Annotated in this window: 22 protein-coding genes and 1 other annotated feature; of the genes, 21 read left to right on the top strand and 1 reads right to left on the bottom strand. The window is 43.3% G+C overall.

From position 1 onward, the window contains the following. Nucleotides 1-83 precede the first annotated feature (83 nt). The 3 genes from H5993_RS02215 (at nucleotide 84) to H5993_RS02205 (ending at nucleotide 3,954) form a co-directional block, all read left to right on the top strand. The gene (locus H5993_RS02215; RefSeq protein ID WP_204776044.1) at nucleotides 84-935 is read left to right on the top strand and encodes a methyltransferase domain-containing protein; all 852 of its coding nucleotides are present in this window, start codon (nucleotides 84-86) and stop codon (nucleotides 933-935) included. Between the two features lie 217 nt (nucleotides 936-1,152). Beyond that, nucleotides 1,153-1,662, top strand: coding sequence for a tRNA (cytidine(34)-2'-O)-methyltransferase (locus tag H5993_RS02210; protein ID WP_204776043.1), 510 nt, complete (start codon nucleotides 1,153-1,155; stop codon nucleotides 1,660-1,662). A 24-nt stretch (nucleotides 1,663-1,686) separates the two neighbouring features. Beyond that, on the top strand, nucleotides 1,687-3,954 hold the full coding sequence (locus H5993_RS02205; protein ID WP_204776042.1) for an FtsK/SpoIIIE family DNA translocase: 2,268 nt from the start codon (nucleotides 1,687-1,689) through the stop codon (nucleotides 3,952-3,954). 235 nt (nucleotides 3,955-4,189) lie between these two features. Here H5993_RS02205 and H5993_RS02200 read toward each other — a convergent pair whose 3' ends face one another. Next, nucleotides 4,190-4,309 carry a DUF4044 domain-containing protein gene (locus H5993_RS02200; protein ID WP_180870096.1) on the bottom strand — a complete coding sequence of 40 codons (120 nt, stop codon included), beginning with the start codon at nucleotides 4,307-4,309 and terminating at the stop codon, nucleotides 4,190-4,192. A gap of 128 nt (nucleotides 4,310-4,437) precedes the next feature. On the opposite strand from H5993_RS02200, the gene H5993_RS02195 reads away from it, so the two are divergent. The 18 genes from H5993_RS02195 (at nucleotide 4,438) to H5993_RS02110 (ending at nucleotide 22,692) form a co-directional block, all read left to right on the top strand. After that, a complete protein-coding gene (locus tag H5993_RS02195) occupies nucleotides 4,438-4,779 on the top strand; it encodes a DUF3397 family protein (RefSeq protein WP_204776041.1) in 342 nt (113 codons plus the stop codon). 392 nt (nucleotides 4,780-5,171) lie between these two features. After that, entirely contained in the window at nucleotides 5,172-5,600 is a 429-nt protein-coding gene (mraZ, locus tag H5993_RS02190; protein WP_180870093.1) for a division/cell wall cluster transcriptional repressor MraZ, read from the top strand. Nucleotides 5,601-5,617: 17 nt separating this feature from the next. Continuing rightward, entirely contained in the window at nucleotides 5,618-6,565 is a 948-nt protein-coding gene (gene rsmH / locus H5993_RS02185; RefSeq protein ID WP_180870091.1) for a 16S rRNA (cytosine(1402)-N(4))-methyltransferase RsmH, read from the top strand. 18 nt (nucleotides 6,566-6,583) lie between these two features. Then, on the top strand, nucleotides 6,584-6,946 hold the full coding sequence (locus H5993_RS02180) for a cell division protein FtsL (RefSeq protein WP_204776040.1): 363 nt from the start codon (nucleotides 6,584-6,586) through the stop codon (nucleotides 6,944-6,946). Next, a complete protein-coding gene (locus H5993_RS02175; protein ID WP_204776039.1) occupies nucleotides 6,943-9,102 on the top strand; it encodes a penicillin-binding transpeptidase domain-containing protein in 2,160 nt (719 codons plus the stop codon). The genes H5993_RS02180 and H5993_RS02175 overlap by 4 nt, the downstream gene beginning before the upstream one ends. A gap of 25 nt (nucleotides 9,103-9,127) precedes the next feature. After that, the gene (gene mraY / locus H5993_RS02170; protein WP_204776038.1) at nucleotides 9,128-10,093 is read left to right on the top strand and encodes a phospho-N-acetylmuramoyl-pentapeptide-transferase; all 966 of its coding nucleotides are present in this window, start codon (nucleotides 9,128-9,130) and stop codon (nucleotides 10,091-10,093) included. 87 nt (nucleotides 10,094-10,180) lie between these two features. After that, the gene (gene murD, locus H5993_RS02165) at nucleotides 10,181-11,554 is read left to right on the top strand and encodes a UDP-N-acetylmuramoyl-L-alanine--D-glutamate ligase (RefSeq protein WP_180870084.1); all 1,374 of its coding nucleotides are present in this window, start codon (nucleotides 10,181-10,183) and stop codon (nucleotides 11,552-11,554) included. Beyond that, complete coding sequence (gene murG, locus H5993_RS02160; protein ID WP_180870083.1) at nucleotides 11,554-12,660, top strand: undecaprenyldiphospho-muramoylpentapeptide beta-N-acetylglucosaminyltransferase; 1,107 nt, start codon at nucleotides 11,554-11,556, stop codon at nucleotides 12,658-12,660. Before murD ends, murG begins: the two co-directional genes overlap by 1 nt. A 35-nt stretch (nucleotides 12,661-12,695) precedes the next feature. Further along, nucleotides 12,696-13,544, top strand: a complete 849-nt coding sequence (locus H5993_RS02155) for a cell division protein FtsQ/DivIB (RefSeq protein ID WP_180870081.1) — start codon at nucleotides 12,696-12,698, stop codon at nucleotides 13,542-13,544. A gap of 178 nt (nucleotides 13,545-13,722) precedes the next feature. Continuing rightward, nucleotides 13,723-15,132 carry a cell division protein FtsA gene (gene ftsA, locus H5993_RS02150; RefSeq protein ID WP_204776037.1) on the top strand — a complete coding sequence of 470 codons (1,410 nt, stop codon included), beginning with the start codon at nucleotides 13,723-13,725 and terminating at the stop codon, nucleotides 15,130-15,132. A 24-nt stretch (nucleotides 15,133-15,156) separates the two neighbouring features. After that, a complete protein-coding gene (ftsZ, locus tag H5993_RS02145) occupies nucleotides 15,157-16,434 on the top strand; it encodes a cell division protein FtsZ (protein WP_180870078.1) in 1,278 nt (425 codons plus the stop codon). 19 nt (nucleotides 16,435-16,453) lie between these two features. After that, nucleotides 16,454-16,882, top strand: a complete 429-nt coding sequence (locus H5993_RS02140; protein ID WP_180870076.1) for a cell division protein SepF — start codon at nucleotides 16,454-16,456, stop codon at nucleotides 16,880-16,882. Continuing rightward, the gene (locus tag H5993_RS02135) at nucleotides 16,863-17,156 is read left to right on the top strand and encodes a YggT family protein (protein WP_180870074.1); all 294 of its coding nucleotides are present in this window, start codon (nucleotides 16,863-16,865) and stop codon (nucleotides 17,154-17,156) included. Before H5993_RS02140 ends, H5993_RS02135 begins: the two co-directional genes overlap by 20 nt. Before the next feature lie 28 nt (nucleotides 17,157-17,184). After that, nucleotides 17,185-17,967, top strand: a complete 783-nt coding sequence (locus tag H5993_RS02130) for a YlmH family RNA-binding protein (RefSeq protein WP_204776036.1) — start codon at nucleotides 17,185-17,187, stop codon at nucleotides 17,965-17,967. Between the two features lie 16 nt (nucleotides 17,968-17,983). Next, nucleotides 17,984-18,736 (top strand): DivIVA domain-containing protein, encoded by a 753-nt coding sequence (locus H5993_RS02125; protein ID WP_180870070.1) that lies wholly within the window; start codon nucleotides 17,984-17,986, stop codon nucleotides 18,734-18,736. A 9-nt stretch (nucleotides 18,737-18,745) separates the two neighbouring features. Next, nucleotides 18,746-18,956, top strand: a binding site (T-box leader). Nucleotides 18,957-19,011: 55 nt separating this feature from the next. After that, nucleotides 19,012-21,807, top strand: coding sequence for an isoleucine--tRNA ligase (gene ileS, locus H5993_RS02120; protein ID WP_204776035.1), 2,796 nt, complete (start codon nucleotides 19,012-19,014; stop codon nucleotides 21,805-21,807). A 131-nt stretch (nucleotides 21,808-21,938) separates the two neighbouring features. Further along, nucleotides 21,939-22,157, top strand: a complete 219-nt coding sequence (locus tag H5993_RS02115) for a cold-shock protein (RefSeq protein WP_180870066.1) — start codon at nucleotides 21,939-21,941, stop codon at nucleotides 22,155-22,157. Continuing rightward, nucleotides 22,147-22,692 carry an NUDIX hydrolase gene (locus H5993_RS02110; protein ID WP_180870064.1) on the top strand — a complete coding sequence of 182 codons (546 nt, stop codon included), beginning with the start codon at nucleotides 22,147-22,149 and terminating at the stop codon, nucleotides 22,690-22,692. Before H5993_RS02115 ends, H5993_RS02110 begins: the two co-directional genes overlap by 11 nt. Nucleotide 22,693: the final 1 nt, after the last annotated feature.

Below are 22,693 nucleotides of genomic sequence, written 5' to 3'. Positions count from 1 at the left end.
GGGTTCTGACCACTTGGGTGGTTGATTAACAATCGGAAATTAACTAAAATTAGACCATTAGCCATAAAGTGAGGAGAAAAGTTTTGAAAAAACGTGAATTAGCTGCTCAATGGGTTGTAAAGCATGGTGAAATGTTAGCTTGTCCAATTTGCCAAGCCGCTTTTACTGTGGTGGGAAATCAAAGTATTCGCTGCACAAATGGCCATCAGTGGGACTTTAACCGGGCTGGGTTTATCCATTTTCTTCAAGGAGCAAGCGCCCAAAACGGCTATGATCAAGTAATGTTAGCGGCGCGACGCCGGGTTCTAACTGCCGGATTATTTAAACCAATGGTGGAAGTAATTAACACTCATTTGCCAAGTCAGCCAATTCGCCTTATTGATGTTGGAACTGGTGAAGGAACCCCCTTAGCCCAGTTGGAGAAGCTACGTCACCAGGCAGATGATGCCTTGGCAGGTTTTGATATTTCAAAAGCAGGGGTGAACTTAGCGACTCAACTTGATCCGGCAAAGCTATTTTTTTGTGTTGCCGATTTACGGAAGTTACCATTCCAAACCGCAAGCTTAGATGCAGTGATTGAGCTCTTTTCCCCCGCCGATTATGATGAATTTGACCGGGTCTTAAAGCCAGGCGGAAAGGTGTTAAAGATTATTCCAACAGGTAATTATTTGCGTGAGCTCCGTAATTTACTTTATCCAGCTGATGACCAACACCGAAACTATGATAATCATTTGGTTAAGGAGCGATTCTTGCGGCGGTATCCAAACGGGACGGTCATCCCGATTAACTATCGGTTTAAACTAGCTCCGGAATTGCGCAAAGATTTAGTTGCAATGTCGCCCCTTCATTGGGGGAAACAAGCCCGGCAACTTGGAGAAGCTGAGCTAGCTAACTTAGCTGAAGTTACCGTTGAAGTTGAGCTCTTGCATGCTTAGAAAATAAACTCATGCTGGCCAACCAATTGAAAATCTAAAAAAATGAAGCAAAAATGATTGAATTCTTAAGGCGTTGTGTTAAAATAATTGGCAGAAATCATTTGGTAAGTGACATCGAACAATTTCGTTGGTACTTACCAAAGAGCACTTCACTAAAGCAGCGTTTCGCCGTGCCCACACCGAGACCCTGCTTTTTTTGTTTATTAAGGAGAATTTTATGACTAACCATATCGTTTTATTTGAACCCCTCTTTCCCGCCAATACTGGAAATATTGCCCGGACTTGTGCGGGGACGGATACAGTCTTGCATTTGATTAAACCGCTCGGCTTTTCAACTGATGACAAGCATCTGAAGCGGGCGGGGTTAGATTACTGGGATAAAGTTAAGGTGGTTTACCATGATGATTTACCATCTTTCATGGACACGGTTTCCGATCTGAAAAAATTATATTTAGTCTCAAAGTTTGCGACTCGTGATTATACCGAAGTGAACTACCAAACTGAAGGGGATCATTACTTTCTCTTCGGGAAGGAAACGACTGGCTTGCCAGAGCCATTTATGCGGCAATATCCAGAATTAGCAATTCGAATTCCCCAAGATGATCAAAATATTCGGGCCTTAAACCTTTCAAATAGTGCCGCCATTGTTATTTATGAAGCATTACGCCAACAAGGCTTTCCCAATTTGGCTCGGGTTCACCAATATCCCTACGATAAACTAAAGTAGATTAAATTAAGAGAGGGCGAAAAAATGGCACGAAAAAAACGCGCAACGCCACGAAAAACAAGCCAAAAAAAGTCAACCGACGACCGGATCGAACGGCACTTAGGGGGCTTATTAGTAACCTTGCTTTTGTTGGTCGGGTTGTTTAACCTTGGGCTAATTGGTGAGTTAGTTTTAGGCCTTTTTAAAATTATTGGGGGCGAGAGTGCAATTTTCCTCATGATAATTGGCCTTGCTTTGGCTCTTTGGATTACCATCTTTGCGGCGATGCCCAAGTTAAAGGCCCGCTTCTATTGGGGGCTCTTGATTTTTTACTGTGGCCTCCTCTTGGTTTTACATGCGCAAATGTTTGATCAATTAGCGACCCATCATCAATTTACCTTAGTAACCTGGAATAACCTTAATCGGGAGGTTTTCAATGGCGACTCGACAATTCAAATTGGTGGGGGGATGCTCGGCGCTTTCCTTTATTCGGCGAGTTATGTTCTCCTTAACCAGACGGGATCTTTGGTTCTCGGATGGCTGTTAATGATAGTGGGGGTAATCATTTTCTTCCGGTTGCCTTGGCAAAAGATTTTCCCCCTGCTACAAGGGATTTTCCGGGGGACCGGGAAGTTGGTTAAAGAGGCCAAAATTCAACCAGAAACTAAGCAACCCCATTCACACCGCGGGTGGTTAAAGAAGTTAAAGTCAAAGCAACCAGTTAAAGCCAAGCCGTTACCAGAGCCAAAATCCGCGGTCTCAGATGAGCCGAGTCACCTTACTGAACCAGTGGCAAAACCGGTGGCCCCAAGTCAGCCGGCACCAAAAATTAATGTCGCTAGTCAACCAGAACCAGAGCAAGCAACCCCAAAGGCAGAAACATTTACTACGGCAACCCCTGATGATGGTGATTATCAATTACCACCAACTAGTTTACTGTCCAGTGTCGCAGCAACCGATCAGTCGAGTGACCTCAAGGCGATCAAACAAAATACGAAGAAACTAGCAACCACCTTAGCTTCCTTTGGGGTTGAAGCAACGGTCGAAAACGTTAATTTAGGTCCGTCAGTTACGGAGTATGAGTTAAAACCAGCAACTGGTGTTAAGGTCGCTAAAATTACGCACTTAGCTGATGACTTGGCCTTAGCGTTGGCAGCCAAAGGAATCCGGATCCAAGCCCCAATTCCCGGAAAATCCCTCGTTGGAATTGAAGTTCCTAACCGGGCCCCGGCAACGGTTGGCTTTAAGGATTTAATTGAAGCAATGCCCCAAACTGATCACCCCCTGGAAGTTCCTTTGGGACGGTCGGTTAACGGTCAAGTGGTCACGGCAGACCTCGCTAAGATGCCGCACTTACTGATTGCCGGGGCAACTGGGAGTGGGAAGTCAGTCGCAATTAACGTGATTCTAACGAGTCTCTTATTGCGAACCAAGCCTAGTCAAGTGAAATTATTAATGGTTGACCCGAAGAAAGTTGAATTGAGCGTTTATAATCAAATCCCTCAATTATTAAGTCCGGTGGTTTCCGAACCCAAGAAAGCAGCCCGGGCCTTGGCCAAGGTCGTTGCGGAAATGGAACGACGATATGAGTTGTTTGCCAAATTTGGGATTCGCAACATTCAAGGTTTCAATAAGCTAGTTCAAGAGCATCCTGAAGATGAGCAGGCACCAATGCCATTAGTCTTAGTGATTATTGATGAATTGGCAGACTTAATGATGACGGTTTCTAAAGACGTGGAAGATTCGATTGTTCGAATTGCGCAAATGGGACGGGCCGCTGGAATCCATATGGTAATTGCCACACAGCGGCCATCCGTTGACGTTATTACCGGGTTAATTAAGGCCAACGTCCCTTCACGGATTGCTTTTGCAGTTTCTAGTGGGATTGATTCCCGGACGATTTTAGATGCTAATGGGGCAGAAAAACTCCTTGGTCGTGGGGATATGCTTTTCCAACCGATTGATAAAAATAAACCAATTCGGGTGCAAGGGGCTTTTATTTCTGATCAAGACGTTGAAGCGGTCGTTAATTACATCAAAGCAGAGCAACCAGCAGAGTATGATGATGAGATGGTCGTGACCGATGAAGAGATGCAACAAGCTGAGGATCAAGCAGATCAAGATCCCTTATTTAATGAAGCTTTGGCGTTTGTAATTGATCAACAACGGGCATCAACTTCGATGGTTCAGCGTCGTTTTCGGATTGGCTATAATCGGGCTGCCCGGATCATTGATGATTTGGAGCAACAAGGTTATATTGGTCCGGCAAATGGCGCTAAGCCACGGGAAGTTTACCCGGACCGTAAAGAATAATGGTTTAATAAGCGGACTGCTAATTAAGGTTTAGGAAGATCTCCTTAAATTAACCTTAATTGGTAGTCCGCTTTTGGTATTGAGAACGCGATCCGCGGATGTTATTCAGAAAAAAGAAGATGGTAAAAGTCTTCAGCCTTAGTTTGCAAATGTTGGTAAGGGTGTGGGGTTACGCCTTGGGATAATAAAAAAAGTCCAGGGTGGTGAAACGCATCCTGAACTTAGCTTTGATTATTTAAATCCAACCCAATGCACCAACTGCAGAGAAGAGAAGGGAACCAAGCATGGCAATTAACATTAGCCAAACCGCAATCATTGTAATTTTTTGAAAGCGGGTCTTTTTCTTCTTTTTCATGTGAATCTTCCTTTTCTATTGTGTAATCTTCCACCTAGTTTAATCAATCTAGCACTAAATTTCAAACATTCTCATAAAACGTGGTAGAATTAACCCTAAATCAAATTTAAATTAAAGTTGTGTTTAATATGGGAATCAAAAAAATCTTAATTGAAATTTTGATCGTTGCTGTATATTGGGGAATCGAATGGTTAATTGGCCATTTATTTCACCTGAAAAACTATCACTTCAAGTGGGTTTGGACATTATTGTTAATGGCTATCGCGGAAACTAACCTTGGCTTTTACTGGTTTGCTTACCCGGTTATTGTTTGGATGATTATCGGCATTGGACTGGTCTTTATTCAGTTAGGGGCGCGGAAAGAGTTTATTTATCAGCGCTACTGGCCAGCTTTTTGGCGCATTTCCTTTTTATTGGCCTTGCTAGTAAGTGTCTGCTCCGTATTTGCAATGAATTTAGCAATTCCTTAAGTAATTAAAGATAAATCTAGGTGAATTAAAAGTTATCAATAAAAGTATTTGGAAATTATCAAAATAACAAAGCTGATTCGGTAATCTTGAAGATTTCAAAAGGGGCTGGGCGCTAGCTTGGTAAGGAGAAAAACAAAGATTGACTTATTAGCATCGGCTTTAGAGTGAACTAGCCAACTCGCTTGGCGTTTGTGAGCCCATTGGGTTACTGCTTTGGTCTTAGTTGTGAGTAACATTCGGAGATGAAAGGAGGAGGCTGAGAAGAAACTCGTGTTTCTTCTCAGTCCCTCCTTTCTTTTTTTATTTAGATCTAGTGAATTTAAGAAATTGCGTGGTGAGAAGTGGGGGATTGTGGTAGACTTGACATGTAATCGGGAAAGGGGGTGGCACTTTTGTTCATGGGTGAATTTAATCACACGATTGATGCAAAGGGCCGCTTGATTATTCCGGCGAAGTTTCGTAATCAATTGGGAGAAAAATTTGTCATTACGCGGGGGATGGATCAGTGTTTGGCTGGCTACCCGCTAAGTGAATGGCAGAAGTTGCAAACGAAACTAGCTACCTTACCGATGACGAAGAAAAACGTCCGCCAATTTGTCCGTTTTCTATACTCAGCGGCATTGGAATGTGAATTTGATAAACAAGGTCGGGTAAATTTATCACCGACTTTAATGAAATACGCTAGCTTAAGTCAACAATCAATCATTGTTGGGGTGGCAGCGCACTTTGAGATTTGGGAACCAAATGCTTGGGAGAAGTATAGTCAAGAAGCGGAAGATAATTTTGCGGATGTTGCAGAAAACTTAGATTTTGATTTTTAAGAACTGGAGGAACCGGAATGGAATTTGAACACACCACTGTCCTGTTGCATGAGGCAGTAAATGCATTGGCGATTAAGCCAGCTGGTATTTATGCTGATGCAACCTTAGGTGGCGGTGGCCATAGTGGGTTAATTGCTAGTCAATTAACTGGTTCCGGCCATCTTTATTCATTTGATCAAGATCAAGTGGCAATCGATTATAATCAACAACACTTAGCTAGCCAGATTACAGCTGGTCAAGTTACGTTAATTAAGGCTAATTTTCGGCAACTAAAGGCCGAGTTAGCCAAGCAAGGCGTTCGTCAAATTGATGGGATTGTTTACGATTTAGGTGTTTCATCACCTCAATTTGATGATGCTAAACGGGGATTTTCTTACCAACATGAAGCACCGCTTGATATGCGGATGAATCAAGCGCAAGCTTTGTCGGCTAAAGAAGTTGTTAATGAATGGGATTTTAATGAGTTAGTACGGATTTTAAGCCGTTATGGAGAAGAAAAATTCGCTAAGTCAATTGCCAGAGCAATTGAACGGCATCGCCAGGTTGCGCCAATTGAAACAACAACGGAATTAGCTGAGATTGTTAAAGAAGGGATTCCTGCCCGGGCCCGCCGCCATGGTGGTCACCCTGCTAAAAAAAGTTTTCAAGCAATCAGAATTGCAGTTAATGATGAATTAGGGGCGCTTGAAAGCTCTTTAGAACAAGCGCTAGACTTATTGGCGGTTCACGGGCGAATCGCTGTGATTACTTTTCAATCATTAGAAGATCGATTAGTTAAGACGATGTTTCGGGAACGGACGTCGTTGCCAGAATTACCGCCTGGGTTGCCGGTAATTCCAGAAGCGAGTCAGCCAGCATACCGATTAGTGAATAAAAAGCCTATTTTGCCAAGTGAAGCTGAGTTAGCAAATAATCATCGAGCCCACAGCGCAAAATTAAGGGTAATTGAGCGAGTTAAAAAATAGAATAGGAAAGTGGTTTGAATGGATGCAAATACGGCACGTGAATTAAGACAAGTTGAACCTGCTCCCCAACAGGAGCAACAACCGAATCTTCACCCGGTTCAGAGAAAAGTACCGGCTTCAAAATTCGAAGTTTTATTAGGGATTGTTTGTACAGCGATTGTTGCTTGGATGGTTGTTAGCGTTATCTCATTGAAGATTACCCTGACTAACCACCAACAACAATTACAACAAGTTCAAACGAAGATCACAAAAATTAATGGTTCAAATACGAGCATCCAACAGGAAATCGCCGAGGTAACCAGTCAGTCCAATTTACAACGAATTGCCCATAAATACGGGTTGACTGATGCTAATTCAAGTGTAAGGAACGTTAATAAATGAATGGTCAAGAGTCTCCGAAACGAACGATAAAACAGGAAAAACAGCACAACCATAAGGCCTTTGGCTTTGGCCTGTTTATGATTGCGCTTCTTTTATTCTCCCTGTTTATCGTTCGTTTTGGCTATATTGCAATTTTTAAAGATGTAAAAAATCATAATTTAAAGCTTGCGGCTCAAAGAATGTATACGAATACACAAATCATCACTGCTAAACGAGGGACGATTTATGATGCTAACGGAAATGCCATTGCTCAAGATACGAGTAAGTATACTTTAATTGCCGTTTTAAACCATTCAATGCGCGATACTGATGGCAAACCACTTTATGTTGTTAATAAAACGAAAACCGCAAATAAGTTAGCAAAATACATTAATATGAAACCCCAGCAAATTAAAAAGTTGTTATCAACCAAGAACGCCTTTCAAGTTCAATTTGGTCCGGCGGGGAGTAATCTTTCGGTTGCAACAATGGAAAAAATTAAGGCAGAAAAATTACCAGGAATTACCTTCACTAAGACGCCAGCCCGGGAATATCCGGAGGGGCAATTTGCTAGTCAATTGATAGGTTTGGCAACGGTCAAAACTTCGAAGAATTCAACTCCCCACCTTGTTGGTCAGATGGGGCTGGAAAGTACCTTAAATAAATTGCTGACTGGTAAAAACGGCCTTAAAAAGTCAATCAATGATGTTTATGGGACTCAATTGGCTGACTCTGGTAATTCGGCTAAGCCAGTAAAGGACGGTGACAATATCACCACCACTTTGGATAATAAGCTGCAACATCAATTAGAAACCTTGATGGGCAAAGTTTATGACTATTCGCACCCCACGATGATGACCGCAGTTATCATGGAAGCTAAGACCGGAAAGATTATTGCGGCCACTCAGCGGCCAAACTATAAGTCAGAAAATCCAGTTTGGACAAACGCCTTGGTGCAAGACACGTACGAACCTGGTTCGACGATGAAAGTTTTATCCTTGGCAGCGGCGATTGATTCTGGTCATTTTAATCCGAACGCCACTTATAATTCCGGAACATGGACAATTGGTGGTGGGAAAGTTACCGACTGGGTAACCTCTGGATGGGGTACGATCTCATACAAAGAAGCCTTTTACCGGTCTAGTAACGTTGGATTTGCTCATATTGAACAAAATATGGGTTCGTCAACTTGGATGAAGTACCTCAAGCGGTTTGGCATGTTTAAGCCGGTAAATGTTTACGGAATGGGTGGTGAGCAAGCCGGTTATACGAATTTCCGGGGCACCTTGGAACAAACTAACACCGCCTTTGGTCAGGGGATTACCGTTAATGTGATGGAGATGTTGCAGGCGTTCACGGCCATTGCCAACCATGGCAAGATGGTTAAACCATATTGGATTGAAAAAGTAACTGATCCTAAAACCGGGAAAACCGTTGAAAAAACCAAAACTCAAGTTGTGGGCCACCCAATTTCAGCCAAGACCGCCAAGCAAGTTTTAAAGTATATGCAAGGAGTTATTTACGATAAAAATGGGACCGGTGGTGCCTATAAAGTTGATGGTTACCGGATTGCTGGTAAGACCGGGACTGCTCAAATCGGGAGTGCCAACGGTTATGAAACTGGTTCAAATGCTTACTTGTATTCCTTTGCTGGTTTTGCGCCGGCCAATAATCCCAAGTATATTATTTACTTAACGATGCGGAAGCCAAGTAAGGTTAACGGTTCAGCCGAAAAAACATTGGCGACAATTACCACGCCATTGCTTAGAGAACTGTTAGATAAAAAACGACTCGAAAGTACGAAAAATCAAGGTTTGGTGAAGTTACCAAACTTAGTGGGGATGACAACCGAGGCGGCTCAAAAGGGACTTACGAACAAGGGCCTCCAACCCGTAGTCCTTGGCAATGGTACCAGGGTGAAGGAACAATCGGTTGCGGCCGGAAGTTCAATTACGGTTAATAACCGGGTCTTCTTAACAACTGGGGGAACGGTAAACATGCCAGATCTAACTGGTTGGTCGCAAGCTGACGTTAGTCATTTAGCCCAAATTTTAAATCTGAAGCTTAAGAGCTCTGGGGGTGGCTTCGTGGATGGCCAAAATATTAAGAAAAATACGGTTGTCCATCCAGGTCAAACCTTAAAAGTAACTTATAAAGATCAAAGTACCGTAAAATGATTAGAATTCAAATGAGGAGAAGAAAATGATTACCAATCTATTGTTGTGGGGTGGCATTGCCGGTTTGCTTTCGTTTTTGATCACTTTCCTGCTAATGCCCCAATTGATTCAATATTTCCGGGCTAAAAAGGAAGGTCAACAAATTCGCGAAGAAGGGCCAACTTGGCATCAAAAAAAGGCCGGAACACCAACGATGGGGGGCTTACTGTTTATTTTAAGTACCGTCATTGCAGTGCTCATTGCGGCTTTTGCCATGAACCTTTTAACTAATACCATGTGGGCCTTACTGTTTACCCTGGTGATTTTTGGCTTAATTGGGATGTGGGATGATAGTATCAAGATTTTCCATCACCAAAATGAGGGATTTAAGCCTTGGCAAAAGTTTTTAGCCCAAGTGATTGCAGCAATGATCTTCACCGTGATTTACCAACATGAGGGCTTCCAAATGGGATTTGGGAGTATGAATCTTGGTTGGATTTACGGGTTGTTCATTATCTTTTGGATGGTCGGCTTCTCCAATGCCGTAAACCTAACCGACGGACTTGACGGTTTAGTCGATGGGTTAGCCATCGTTTCTTTCTTGGCTTATTTAGTGATTGCCTTAATTCAAGGTCAAGGTGAAGTTGCCCTCTTTTGTTTGGCAATGATTGGTGGGTTGTTAGGTTTCTTCCGTTATAACCATAAGCCAGCTAAGATCTTTATGGGTGATATGGGTTCGTTAGCCCTCGGTGGTGCCTTAGCGGCAGTTGCTTTATTACTACATCATGAATGGTCCTTGTTGTTAATTGGGATTGTGTATGTAATTGAAACAGCAAGTGTGATTTTACAAGTGGCATCATTTAAAACGACTGGCAAGCGGATTTTTAAGATGACGCCAATTCACCATTCATTTGAAATGGATGGTTGGAGTGAATGGAAGATTGATATTGTCTTTTGGCTATTCCAATTGGTTGTTAGTGTAGTTACAGTTGTCGTAATTAGTTTCCGGTAGATAAAAAATTAAATATTAATATTATTAGTCGCCTTAATTGGTGATAAAATAAAAAACGAATGACGAAATTTTGATGGAGTGGAAAAAATGAAACAAATTACTAAATACCAAGGGAAAAAGGTTTTAGTTATCGGCTTTGGAATTAGCGGGATTAATGCTGCTAAACTACTGGTAAAGTTGGGAGCCAAGGTGGTTGCAAATGATCAAAAGACACCTGCTGATCCAACGGTGATTGCTGATTTAGAAGCGCTTGGGATTAAGACAATTACTGGTGATAATCCTTTATCATTGGCTAAGGAAGGGTTTGATTATGTGGTTAAAAACCCAGGAATTCCTTATGATGTTCCTTTGGTAGCCAAATTTGTTGAACTTGGCACCCCAATTATTACAGAAGCTGAATTGGCAGCAGAAATCTTTCCCGGACATCTCGTTAGTGTAACGGGAAGCAACGGAAAGACAACTACGACCACTTTGATTCAAAAAATCTTGGCAAATGGTCTTTCCGGAAAGGTTGAATATGCTGGAAATATTGGTGTCTCTTTTTCAAAGATTGCCGAAAAACTTTCAGCTGAGGACACAATTGTAACTGAACTTTCTAGTTTTCAGTTGCTTGGTGCGCCAACCATCCATCCGCATATTGCCGTCATTACCAATATTTTTGAAAATCACCTCGACTACCATAAAACCCGTGAAAACTACATCAATGCAAAGTTAAATATCACGCGAAACCAAACGGTTGACGATTACCTAGTAATTAATTGGGATCGCGAAGAGTGGCAGCGCTTGGCTAAGCGGACCAACGCAACGGTCGTGCCTTTCTCCCGGCTGATGAAGTCTAAGGAAGGTGCTTATGTTGAAAACGGCCAACTTTGCTGGCGTGGTGAAGCAATTATGCCCATTGATAAAGTTCGTCTGATCGGGCCGCAAAATATTGAAAATGCTTTGGCGGCGTTAGCAGTTGCAAAGTTGAGTGGTATTAATAATGAAGCCATTATTCAAGTTTTGACGACCTTTACTGGCGTTCGCCACCGGTTACAATTTGTTTTAGAAGCAAATGATCGGATCTTCTACAATGATTCTAAGTCAACGGATATTGAAGCCACCCAAGTTGCCCTCCAAGGTTTTAAGCAACCAGTGATCCTTTTGGCTGGGGGACTTGACCGCGGTTACACCTTTGAACGGTTAGTTCCTTACTTTAAAGCCCACGTTAAGCACTTGATTGTCTTTGGTGAATGTAAGGATAAGATGAAGGCCGCGGGGGAAATGGCTGGGATTCCAGTTACTGAAGCCCAAGATGCAGTGGCCGCGGTACCGGTTGCCTGGCAATTGAGTAAACCTGGTGATGTGATTTTACTTTCGCCAGCCAATGCAAGTTGGGATCAATTCCCGAGCTTTGAGGTTCGGGGCGACAAGTTTATTGAAGCGGTTGAGCAAGTAACTGGCCAGAAGGAGGAAGCATAATGCGACTAATGGTTTCAGGTGGGGGAACAGGAGGACACATTTATCCGGCCCTAGCCTTAATCGAGCGCTTAAAAGAATTGGATCCAAGTACCGAAGTCCTTTATGTCGGGACCACACGGGGATTAGAAAATCAGATTGTACCGGCAGCAGGGCTTAAGTTAGTAACTTTACGGACTCAAGGCTTTAAACGCTCACTTTCTTTGGCAAACTTCAAGACGCTTTACCTCTTCTTAAAATCGGTTCACCAAGCCAAAAAGTTAGTTAAGGATTTTAAACCGGACGTCGTTTTGGGGACGGGTGGTTATGTAAGTGGAGCAGTGCTTTATGCTGCGGCGCGCTTACATGTTCCAACCGTTATTCATGAACAAAATAGTGTCGTTGGAATTACTAATAAATTCTTGAGCCGGTATGTGGACGAAATAGCGATTGCTTTTGCGGCCGCAAAGTCACAATTCCCTGCTGAAAAGGTTACTGTGGTTGGTAATCCACGGGCCCAGCAAGTCGCCTCCCAAACAAAAACAACCTTTAAGTGGTCAGAAATTGGTCTAAAAGATGATGTACCAACTTTGATGATCTTTGGGGGGAGTCAAGGGGCACCCAAAATTAACCAAAGTGTCATTGAAGCAATTCCCACTTTTAACCAGCGACCTTACCAAGTGATCTTTGCTACTGGTCAAAAACGGTATGAAGATGTGAAAAAGGCTTTGGCGAAGGTTGAAGTTGGCAAAAACGTGAAGGTGGTCCCTTATATTGAGGAGATGCCACAGAAATTACCAAAAGTGGCGGTGCTAGTCTCCCGAGCGGGAGCGACAACGATTGCTGAAATTACAGCAATTGGCGTGCCGACTGTCATGATTCCGAGTCCATACGTGACTGCCAACCATCAAGTTAAAAATGCCCAAGCCTTGGTTGATAAAGGCGCAGCCCGGATGATTTTAGAAAATGATCTTTCTGGCAAGACCTTATTAACCGCGGTTGATGACTTGATGACCAACCAAGCCTTACGAGATAAAATGGCAACTAACTCCAAAAAAATTGGCCATCCAACGGCAGCGGATGACTTAATTGCCATTTTGAAAAAAGCCCAAGCTGACCATCAAAAGTAAAATTAACCATCTAAATAGCAGAAAGGAGGAACACGATGGCGGATCACTATTCAAATAATGACCAGCATCAAAGGTATAATGAACGCTTGGCGAAGCTTGAAGAACGAAGTATCCTCGCGCTTAACAACAGTGCAAAGCGGCGAAAACCACTTTTAAAAAAGCAATTGCCAAATTTGAAACAATTTCGATTAAAACGAAATTTACAACGAATCATCAGTGTTGTCCTTCCGTTTAGTTTAATTCTTTTGTTCATGCTATATATTATTTCGCCGCTTGCACGGATTAATCAGGTAGTGGTTTCGGGAAATCATCATTTGACTGATCAAGAGATCGAGCAGGCCACCCAAGTAAAGAAAGGACGTTTTATTTGGGGGAGTATTGCGATGAGCCCAGCGCGGCTACAAAAAATTCAAACCCGAAATGCTCAAATTAAGAGTGTTAAGATCGTGTTAACGGGGATGCGATCGGTTGATATTCGGGTTAAAGAATATGATGTGATTGGGTTGATTAATGTTGGTAATCAACCGAAACTATTACTAAGTAATGGGAAGGTGCGACCAGTCACTGGGCATCTTGAACAATTTATTGCTTACGATGGTTTTAAAAATCACTATGGGATATTAAAATTAACAGCTAAGGAAGTTGGAAGACTCAAACCTGCAATCCGCAATGGGATTTCAGAGGTCACCTATTCACCAACAACGCTTGATACGCAACGCCTAAAATTAGTAATGAACGATGGCAATACGGTTTTTGTGCGAGCAGATACGCTGGCCGAAAAAATGAGTTATTATCCGTCAATTGTTGCTAATACAAATGGAAAACGGATTATTAATCTTGAATTTGGCGCTTATTCTTATGGTTATAGTTCAAAAGCTAAGTGATTAATCATCCGCTTCCAAATTATTTGGTGAATAAAATTAATTACCAAAGGTGATTAAATCGTAGTTAAATCCCGATTTAATCACCTTTTATCATATAAAATGTGGTAGAATTTAAACATAAATACCAACAATAAAAATAATAAAATTTATAATCATTTAAATAGGAGGGTTCCTTGAGATGAATAACTCACAAATCTATGTTAGCTTAGATATTGGAACCGCCTCGATTAAGGTACTTGTGTGCGAAAACGTCAAGGGCAAACTTGAAGTCGTTGGGGTCGGATCGCAACCATCTGGCGGACTTAGTCATGGGGCGATCGTTGATATCGATAAAACTGCTCAGGCAATTCGGACGGCTGTTGAAAAGGCTAAGGCCAAGTCAGGTGCGGATATTCAAACGGTAACGGTTGGATTACCGGCAAATTACTTAAAGCAAAGCGAAGTTCATGGTATGATCACGGTTACAGATCAAGGGCAACCTCGCGAAATTATTAACCAAGATGTGATCGATGTTGCCCATTCAACTCTTTCACAAGCTTTACCGCCGGAACGGGAAGTGATTGACCTTGTTCCAAAAGATTTTGCGGTTGATCAATTCCGCGGGATTAAGGATCCCCGCGGAATGGCTGGTGTACGGCTTGAATTATGGGCAACCCTATATTCTGGTTCGAAGACTATTGTTCATAATACAAAGAAAGCTGTTGCTGCTGCCGGCTTGAAGCTTCAGGATTTAGTGGTTGGACCAATTGCAACTGGCTTTAATTTGCTTTCCGATGGGGAACAGGACTTTGGAACCCTCTTAATTGACCTTGGTGCAGGTCAGACGACCACTAGCATCATTCATGATCATCAACTAAAGTTTGCCTATGTTGATCCTGAAGGGGGAAAATATGTTACCAAAGACATTTCAACGGTCTTAAATACTTCCCAAAAGAATGCCGAACGGTTGAAACTCGATCACGGCTATGCCTTAGCGTCAGTTGTTGAAGATGATGTTGAACTTGCGGTCGATGTAGTGGGGAAGAGTCAACCCGTTAACTACACGGAAAAGTATCTTGCGGAAATTATTGAAGCGCGGATGCGACAGATTTTTCGGCGAGCTAAGGATCGCTTGGAAGCCATTAATGCACCTGAGTTACCAGGAGGATTAGTGCTCTTAGGTGGTGGAGCAGCGATGCCTGGCTTGAAAGAATTGGCGAGTGAATATTTCCCTGGTAATATTCGGGTAATTGTACCTGAACAAATGGGGATTCGTCATCCTGGTTATGCCACCAGTTTGTCATTGACAATGTACGAAGCCAATTTAAGTGATGTTACCCGGTTAATAAAACGGACCTTACATGACGAAGATTTGATTGCCAGTCCAAGTCAAAGTCGGAGCCAAGTTAATCGGCCCATGCCGGCACCAAAACCAGCGCCAGCTCCACAGCCGGCAAAAACACATGTTTTGGCAAACATGCGGCGGCATGCCCCTAAACCGGATAAAGTATCAAATGAACCAACGCAAAAGGAAGCAACCCCAGCTCAAGCTCCGGTAAAAAAGGAAAAGACAAGTTGGCGGAACTTCTTCAGTAACTTTTTTGACTAATTAACCACAACGGAGGAATTTTTCATGGATAATGTAACCAGCACTGACCAAATGGATTTAAAGGGCGCTAGTATCAAAGTCATCGGTGTTGGTGGCGGTGGTGGAAATGCCGTCAACCAAATGATTAACGAAAAAGTCAAGGGAGTTGACTTTATCGTTGCTAATACTGATTTACAAGCCTTAGATGGTTCAGCCGCTCAAACTAAGATTCAATTGGGGCCTAAGTTGACCCGAGGATTAGGCGCCGGATCTAATCCAGAAGTTGGGGCCAAGGCAGCGCAAGAAAGTGAATCCCAGATTTCGAAGACGCTTGAAGGCGCTGATATGGTCTTTGTCACTGCCGGAATGGGTGGTGGTACCGGGACTGGTGCTGCTCCGGTAATCGCCAAGATTGCTAAAGACTCTGGTGCTTTAACGGTGGGGGTTGTGACCCGGCCATTTTCCTTTGAAGGGAGCCGGCGGGCTAAGTTGGCCGAAGAAGGGTTGGAACGCTTGAAAAAGAGTGTTGACACCTTAATTGTGGTTGCCAACAACCGCCTTTTGGAAATGATCGATAAGAAAACGCCAATGATGGAAGCCTTCAAGGAAGCTGATGACGTGCTTCGTCAAGGGGTTGAAGGGATTTCTGATTTGATCACTAATCCGGGATACATTAACTTGGACTTTGCTGATATTCGGCACACGATGACTAACCAAGGTTCTGCTTTGATGGGAATTGGTTCTTCAACTGGTGAAAACCGGGCAACGGAAGCAACTAAGAAGGCAATCTCATCACCATTATTGGAAGTTTCCATTGACGGGGCTGAACACGTCTTGGTAAACGTTACCGGTGGTAAGAACTTGTCAATGTTTGAAGCCCAAGAAGCTTCAAGCGTAATTCGTCAAGCCGCCAATACAAATGTTGATATTACCTTTGGGATGGCCATGGACGACAATCTAGGTGATGAAGTGCGGGTTACGGTTATCGCTACTGGTATTGATAAAAAGAAGCAAGACCAACGGCGAGCAGCGCAAGAACAAGCTAGCCAAGGACAACCAGTTGTGGAAGCCAATGAAAATGAAACGGCGCCATTGACTGAAGGAACTGGGGCACCGATCAATGAACCAGCAAGTGAAACCAAGACGGATCCATTTAGCGGCTGGGATGATGATCTGGGTACTAACTTGACTAATCGACAAAATGACAACTTTAATGATGTTGAAAAGCCTGACTTCAGTGTTCAAAATGATAATTTAACAAACGTCGACGATGAGGGCGAAGATCTTTCAACTCCAGCCTTCTTTAAGAATCGGCGGAAGTGATCAGAAAGGGGGCGGTTGAATGGCTGGTAAGTTTTTTAGTAACTTTTTTGGAATTAGCGACGAACCAACTGCTACGGAATACTACGCTAAGGAAGCCCCTGTAACACCGGCAAAACAACCGGTTGTTAAACAAAATAATAAGGTCGTCTCAATCCAACAGGGAATTTCTCGGGAACCGGGGCGGATTGCCTTATTTGAACCGCGAATCTATAGCGACGTTAGGGAAATCAGCAAGCAGCTATTAAATGGCGAAGCCGTCATCGTTAACTTTAGTCAAGAGGACGAGCAAACTGGGCGGCGAACCTTAGATTTCTTAAATGGGATCGTTTTTGCGATTGACGGCAAGATTAAGCGGATCGGTGAAGAAATTTTCTTGTGTACCCCTAAGAATTATGAAGTTAGTGGTCGTGTCGGGTTGGACCTTCGACATGATAGTAACAATTTATAGGAGTGGTGAAGTGGTCGCTTTTATTGTGTGGGTAATTAGTAGTTTATTGAACTTATACACAACAGCAATTGTTGTTTGGTGTATTTTAACTTGGTTTCCAGGTGGCTTAAACTCAAAAGTTGGGGAATGGCTGACGAAGTTAGTGGGTCCCTACCTGGACTTTTTTGAACGGGTTATTCCGCCGCTTGGAGGGGTAAGCTTTGCGCCTGTGGTTGCGATCATGGTGCTTTGGTTTGCCCAATCAGGGATTAGATTTCTTGGTCAATTGCTTTAAGTTAGTAGTTGGATAGGAGTAGTTAGCAATGGTAAACGACTTTAGACAACATTTTCGACCTGAAGAAAATCCCTTTATTGATCAGATTGAGGATTGGCTAAAACAGGTAATAAACGAATATCGGCCGGTTTTGACCGAATTTGCAAATCCCCGTCAGGTTTACATTGCTCAGACGTTGGTTAATCGTTATGATGACGTCAAGCTTGCTCATTGGGGTGGTTATCCACAAGCGGAAATGCAACGGTTGTTGTTTTACCCGTCTTATTTTAGCCCTCAAGCTGAAGATTTTAAGCTCCAACTATTGGAGATTGATTACCCAACGAAGTTTTTGGAGCTTCATCATCGACAAGTAATGGGAACCTTAATTGGCGAAGGCCTCGCGCGAACGACTTTTGGGGATATTTTAAAAGCCGACCTTCGGGTCCAGGTAATTGTCAAAGAAGAGATGGTTCCCTTTATTCGGCGCGAGATCACCCATGTTGGGAAAGCCAAGGTTAAATTTTTACCGGTCGATTTTGAAGCAGTCATTACCCCGGAGGTTGATTGGGAACCAGTCCAAACGACGGTTAGTTCGTTACGGTTAGATGTAATTATCGCTGCAGGGTTCAATTACTCGCGAAATCGGGCTAAACAAACAATAGAACGGGGGCTGGTCCGGGTTAACTGGGAAACCATTGATCGCCCTAACTATGAGCTTGATGAATTTGATTTAATGTCGGTCCGGCATGCTGGAAGAATTCGGCTTTCCCAGATCGGTAATCGAAATAAAAAAGATAAATTACGTGTTATAATTGACGTTATAAAAGCATGATTTGGAGGAATGAATAATGACGTTGACGCCTGATGAAATCGCAAACAAGCAATTTGATTCAAAAATGCGAGGATTTAACCCCAACGAAGTAAAAGACTTTTTACGTCAAGTTGCTTCGACGGTTGCAGATTTGGCAGAGCAAAACCGGGCCTTAAGTGAACAAGTAAAGGCAAATGAAGAAAAGTTGAAGTACTTCACTGACTTGAAGGACTCACTTAATAAGTCAATTTTAGTTGCCCAAGAGGCGGCTGATAAAGTTAAGAGTAACGCTAAGCGTGAAGCTGAAATTGTGGTTCGGGAAGCCCAAAAGCAAGCAACTGATATTGTTTCAGAAGCTAACGACAAGTCTAACGCTGTCATCGAAAATGCAGCTAGTCAAACTCGGCGATTAACAACCGAAACTAATGATTTGAAGAAGCAAACCCGGATTTTCAGACAACGGCTCCAAGTGATGCTTGAATCCCAGCTCGAAGTGGTTAAGAGCAAAGATTGGGACGAATTATTAGCCAACGATGATTTGAGTCAATATGATGAAATTGAAAAGATCTTGGGTTCAAGGGTTGACAAGGTTTCAAATGAGAGTGTAGAATCAACGGCAACAAATCAATCAAGTCAATTTGATTTTGCGGCTACGCAAGGGGAAGCCCACGATCCGGAAATGGAAGTTCCAGCGATGCCAGCAGCGGAAGAACCTACTTCCCAAGCTAATGAACCGGAAAGCCAAACGGTAGTGATTTTCCCTGATGATGCTGACAAGCCAGCTGACTAGTTGATTATTCGCAAAGCAATGATGAGGACGGGCAGACGGCAATTAATTCTTAGCGAGGCAACAATTGGTGAGAGGTTGCTAATTAAGTTCGTCTGTAAATCACCTCGAGTGGATCCCTAAGTTTCTAGGGGATCTCGGTTCATGACCGTTATTCAATGACCAAGTTAGGGAGTTTCTCCCGAAAACAAGGGTGGTACCACGAAAACACTTCGTCCCTTTTGGGGCGGGGTGTTTTTTCATTTTAGCTTTGCAAAACATATTAAGGAGGAAGAGTCATGCGCGTTAAGGACACCTTAAACTTAGGTAAAACTAAGTTCCCAATGCGGGGCCATTTGCCGGAAACTGAAGGCAAGCGGGAACAACTTTGGGAAGAAAACAAAGTTTATCAATTACGGCAAAAATTAAACGAGGGGAAGCCAACTTTTGTGCTTCATGATGGTCCTCCATACGCTAACGGAAATATTCACGTTGGTCACGCCATGAATAAGATTTCTAAGGACTTTATTGTTCGTTACAAGTCCATGACGGGCTACCGGGCCCCATACGTTCCTGGTTGGGATACTCACGGTTTACCAATTGAACACCAATTAACGAAAGCCGGATACGACCGGAAGAAGATGTCTACAGCAGAATTCCGGAACCTTTGTCGTGACTTTGCCCTTGAACAAGTGCAAAAGCAAATGGCAGGTTTTAAGCGGCTTGGAGTTAGTGGGGATTGGGAACACCCTTACTTAACTTTGCACAAGGAATTTGAAGCCGCGCAAATTAAGGTTTTTGGTGCCTTTGCCAAGAAGGGACTCTTATACCAAGCTAAGAAGCCGGTTTACTGGTCATGGTCTTCTGAATCAGCATTAGCCGAAGCTGAAGTTGAATATCACGATGTAGTTGCTAAGACCGCTTTCTTCGTTGAACAAGTTAAGGATGGTAAAGACTTACTTGATGACAACGCATATCTGGTCGTTTGGACGACGACGCCTTGGACGATTCCCGCTTCGGAAGCCGTTGCGGTTAATGCCGATTACGAATACGTGGTGGTAAAGCCAGCTAATGATGATCGGCAGTTTGTTGTTGCCGGCAGTTTATTAGCTGAATTAAGTGAAAAGCTTGGTTGGGAAGATGTTGAGACGGTTAAGGTCTTGAAAGGGAAAGACTTGGAAGGCATGGTTACTAACCACCCTTACCTTGATCGCGACCTTTTAGTTGGCCTTGGTGATTATGTTACTGATGATACCGGGACGGGGTTAGTTCACACGGCTCCTGGTTACGGGGACGATGACTACCGTTTCGGTTTGAAGTACAACTTACCAATCTTCGCTCCAATGGATGATCAAGGGCATTTGACTGCTGAAAATGGGGATGGCTTTGATGGCGTCTTCTACCAAGATGCGGACGACATTTCCTTGGAAAAATTGAAGGCAAACAACGCCCTCTTACTCCAAGAACCATTGAAGCACTCCTACCCATTTGATTGGCGGACCAAGCAACCAATTGTCTTCCGGGCCACTGATCAATGGTTTGTTTCCATCGATAAAATGCGGGACGAAATTTTGAACGCGGTGGATGAAGTTCAGTACAAACCAGAATGGGGTAAGGTTCGACTATACAACATGCTTCGTGACCGGGGTGACTGGGTTATCTCCCGGCAACGGGTTTGGGGAGTTCCGCTCCCAATCTTCTATGCTGAAGATGGGACCCCAATCATGACGGAAGAAACGATTAACCACGTTTCTGATCTTTTCCGCGAATATGGTTCAAATGTCTGGTTTGAACGGGACGCTAAGGATCTCTTACCAGAAGGTTTTACGAGTGAACATTCACCGAATGGTAAGTTTACTAAGGAAACCGACATCATGGATGTTTGGTTTGACTCTGGTTCTTCTCACCAAGGGGTTTTAGCCGAACGGGATTACTTAACTTACCCGGCAGATATGTATCTTGAAGGCTCTGACCAATACCGGGGTTGGTTCAATTCGAGTTTGATTACCAGTGTTGTGGTTTCCGGTCATGCACCATATAAGCAAATTCTTTCTCAAGGTTTTACCTTGGATAAGAAGGGGAATAAGATGTCCAAGTCCCTAGGAAACGTGATTGATCCAGCTAAGGTTGTCCAAAACATGGGGGCTGAAATTATCCGTCTTTGGGTAATGTCCGCTGATACCTCCGCTGATGTTCGGGTTTCAATGGGGACCTTCCAGCAAATCTCGGAAGCTTACCGGAAATTGCGGAACACTTTCCGCTTCTTGTTAGCGAACACGGCAGACTTTGATGCGGCTGAAGAAACAGTGGCCTTCGAGAAGCGGACGGAAGTTGACCAATACATGACGGTTAACTTCAACCACTTCTTAGCTGGCATGCGTAAGGACTTCGACAACTTTGACTTTTTGAGTGCATACAAGCGGTTAATTAACTTTGTTAACAACGACTTGTCAGCCTTCTACATGAACGTCGCCAAAGATGTCCTTTACATTGAACCAGCTAAGTCCTTAACGCGGAAGTCAATGCAAACGGTCTTCTACGAAATTTTAACGACTTTAGTTAAGTTGTTAACCCCAATCTTACCGCATACGACTGAAGAAGTATGGGAATACATGGATGAACCAGAGGACTTTGTTCAATTAACCGAGATTCCAGATGCCCAAAGCTTTGATGGCGAAGAAAGCTTACTTGCGCGTTGGGAAGCCTTTATGGAATTACGTTCACACGTTTTGAAGGCTTTGGAAGAAGCCCGGAACGCTAAGTTAATCGGGAAATCCTTAGAAGCAAAGGCAACCCTCTACTTGACACCAAGCCAACTAGAATTAGTTAAGAGCTTCAAGACTGATGTGGCCTTGTTATTAGGGGTTTCTGATTTAGCCTTGGAGGCCGCTGATGATGCACCAGCTGACCTCGAACACTTTAGCGACAATTCAGCAGTTGCCATTGAAAAGGCGACCGGCGAAGTTTGTGCGCGTTGTCGGATGACTAAGGAAGACGTTGGTAGTGATTCGGCTTATCCACAACTTTGTGCGCGGTGTGCTCACATTGTGCGAGCTAACTTCCCAGAAACGGTTGAAACTGGTTTGGAAGATTAATCTCGCAAGCGAAAACTAAATAAATGTTGTAAAATGAAAAGGCTGAGTAGTTTACCTCGGCCTTTTTGTATTTTCTAAAAATGTTTAAAAGCCACTGGTAAGCAACTAAATTGGTAATCGGAGGAATTAAAATGGAAGGAACAGTCAAATCGTTCGACCGGGCCAAAGGCTGGGGATTCATCGAAGTTCCTGGAGAAGCAGATATTTTCGTGCATACTCAAGCCATTACGCCAGCCAGTCGACCATTGATGCAACCCGGGCGGAAAGTAAATTTAGTCTTGGTAATGGGCCGGCGGGGTTGGCAAGCAGCGCACGTGAAGATAAAGGCGGTGAAGGTTCATGAATTTTGAGGAAAAAGTTTTACGGTCAGAAAAGATTTTTGATGGGTATCTGATTCAAGTTGAAAAACAAACGGTGAAAACGCCGCTAGGTAACGAAGCGAGTCGCGAAATTGTTCATCATGCCCCTGCAGTGGCAATTTTAATGATTAACGATCAGCAACAAATTGCTTTAATGAAACAATGGCGGGCCCCCGTACAAAAGTTAACTTACGAAATTCCCGCCGGCAAGGTTGATCAACGGGATCATGATAGTGTAGAACATGCGGCCATCCGGGAAATGAATGAAGAAACCCGCCTAAAAGCAGGGCATTTAGAAAAAATCAATGGGGCTTATACTTCGATTGGCTTCTGCGATGAATATATTACAACCTTTTTGGCAACGGATTTACGTCCGGTCAAAGAAGCATTGCCACAAGATGAAGATGAAGAATTGGCGATGTTTTGGGTTGATCAGGCCCAAGCCTTGGCAATGATTAAGAATGGCCAAATTGAAGATCAAAAGACCATTTCAGCAATTTATTACTGGGTAGCAATCGCAAAATAGC

This window comes from Limosilactobacillus alvi, assembly GCF_016900115.1.
Taxonomy (GTDB): Bacteria; Bacillota; Bacilli; order Lactobacillales; family Lactobacillaceae; genus Limosilactobacillus; species Limosilactobacillus alvi.
This window is presented reverse-complemented; position numbering and strand designations above follow the sequence as displayed.

Bases quoted from the DNA above. Each gene is read 5' to 3' on its own strand.
- H5993_RS02210 (WP_204776043.1), top strand. From the start codon at position 1,153: ATGACTAACCATATCGTTTTATTTGAACCCCTCTTTCCCGCCAATACT.
- H5993_RS02205 (WP_204776042.1), top strand. From the start codon at position 1,687: ATGGCACGAAAAAAACGCGCAACGCCACGAAAAACAAGCCAAAAAAAG.
- H5993_RS02200 (WP_180870096.1), bottom strand. From the start codon at position 4,309: ATGAAAAAGAAGAAAAAGACCCGCTTTCAAAAAATTACAATGATTGCG.
- H5993_RS02195 (WP_204776041.1), top strand. From the start codon at position 4,438: ATGGGAATCAAAAAAATCTTAATTGAAATTTTGATCGTTGCTGTATAT.
- rsmH (WP_180870091.1), top strand. From the start codon at position 5,618: ATGGAATTTGAACACACCACTGTCCTGTTGCATGAGGCAGTAAATGCA.
- H5993_RS02180 (WP_204776040.1), top strand. From the start codon at position 6,584: ATGGATGCAAATACGGCACGTGAATTAAGACAAGTTGAACCTGCTCCC.
- H5993_RS02175 (WP_204776039.1), top strand. From the start codon at position 6,943: ATGAATGGTCAAGAGTCTCCGAAACGAACGATAAAACAGGAAAAACAG.
- mraY (WP_204776038.1), top strand. From the start codon at position 9,128: ATGATTACCAATCTATTGTTGTGGGGTGGCATTGCCGGTTTGCTTTCG.
- murD (WP_180870084.1), top strand. From the start codon at position 10,181: ATGAAACAAATTACTAAATACCAAGGGAAAAAGGTTTTAGTTATCGGC.
- murG (WP_180870083.1), top strand. From the start codon at position 11,554: ATGCGACTAATGGTTTCAGGTGGGGGAACAGGAGGACACATTTATCCG.
- H5993_RS02155 (WP_180870081.1), top strand. From the start codon at position 12,696: ATGGCGGATCACTATTCAAATAATGACCAGCATCAAAGGTATAATGAA.
- ftsA (WP_204776037.1), top strand. From the start codon at position 13,723: ATGAATAACTCACAAATCTATGTTAGCTTAGATATTGGAACCGCCTCG.
- ftsZ (WP_180870078.1), top strand. From the start codon at position 15,157: ATGGATAATGTAACCAGCACTGACCAAATGGATTTAAAGGGCGCTAGT.
- H5993_RS02140 (WP_180870076.1), top strand. From the start codon at position 16,454: ATGGCTGGTAAGTTTTTTAGTAACTTTTTTGGAATTAGCGACGAACCA.
- H5993_RS02135 (WP_180870074.1), top strand. From the start codon at position 16,863: ATGATAGTAACAATTTATAGGAGTGGTGAAGTGGTCGCTTTTATTGTG.
- H5993_RS02130 (WP_204776036.1), top strand. From the start codon at position 17,185: ATGGTAAACGACTTTAGACAACATTTTCGACCTGAAGAAAATCCCTTT.
- H5993_RS02125 (WP_180870070.1), top strand. From the start codon at position 17,984: ATGACGTTGACGCCTGATGAAATCGCAAACAAGCAATTTGATTCAAAA.
- ileS (WP_204776035.1), top strand. From the start codon at position 19,012: ATGCGCGTTAAGGACACCTTAAACTTAGGTAAAACTAAGTTCCCAATG.
- H5993_RS02115 (WP_180870066.1), top strand. From the start codon at position 21,939: ATGGAAGGAACAGTCAAATCGTTCGACCGGGCCAAAGGCTGGGGATTC.
- H5993_RS02110 (WP_180870064.1), top strand. From the start codon at position 22,147: ATGAATTTTGAGGAAAAAGTTTTACGGTCAGAAAAGATTTTTGATGGG.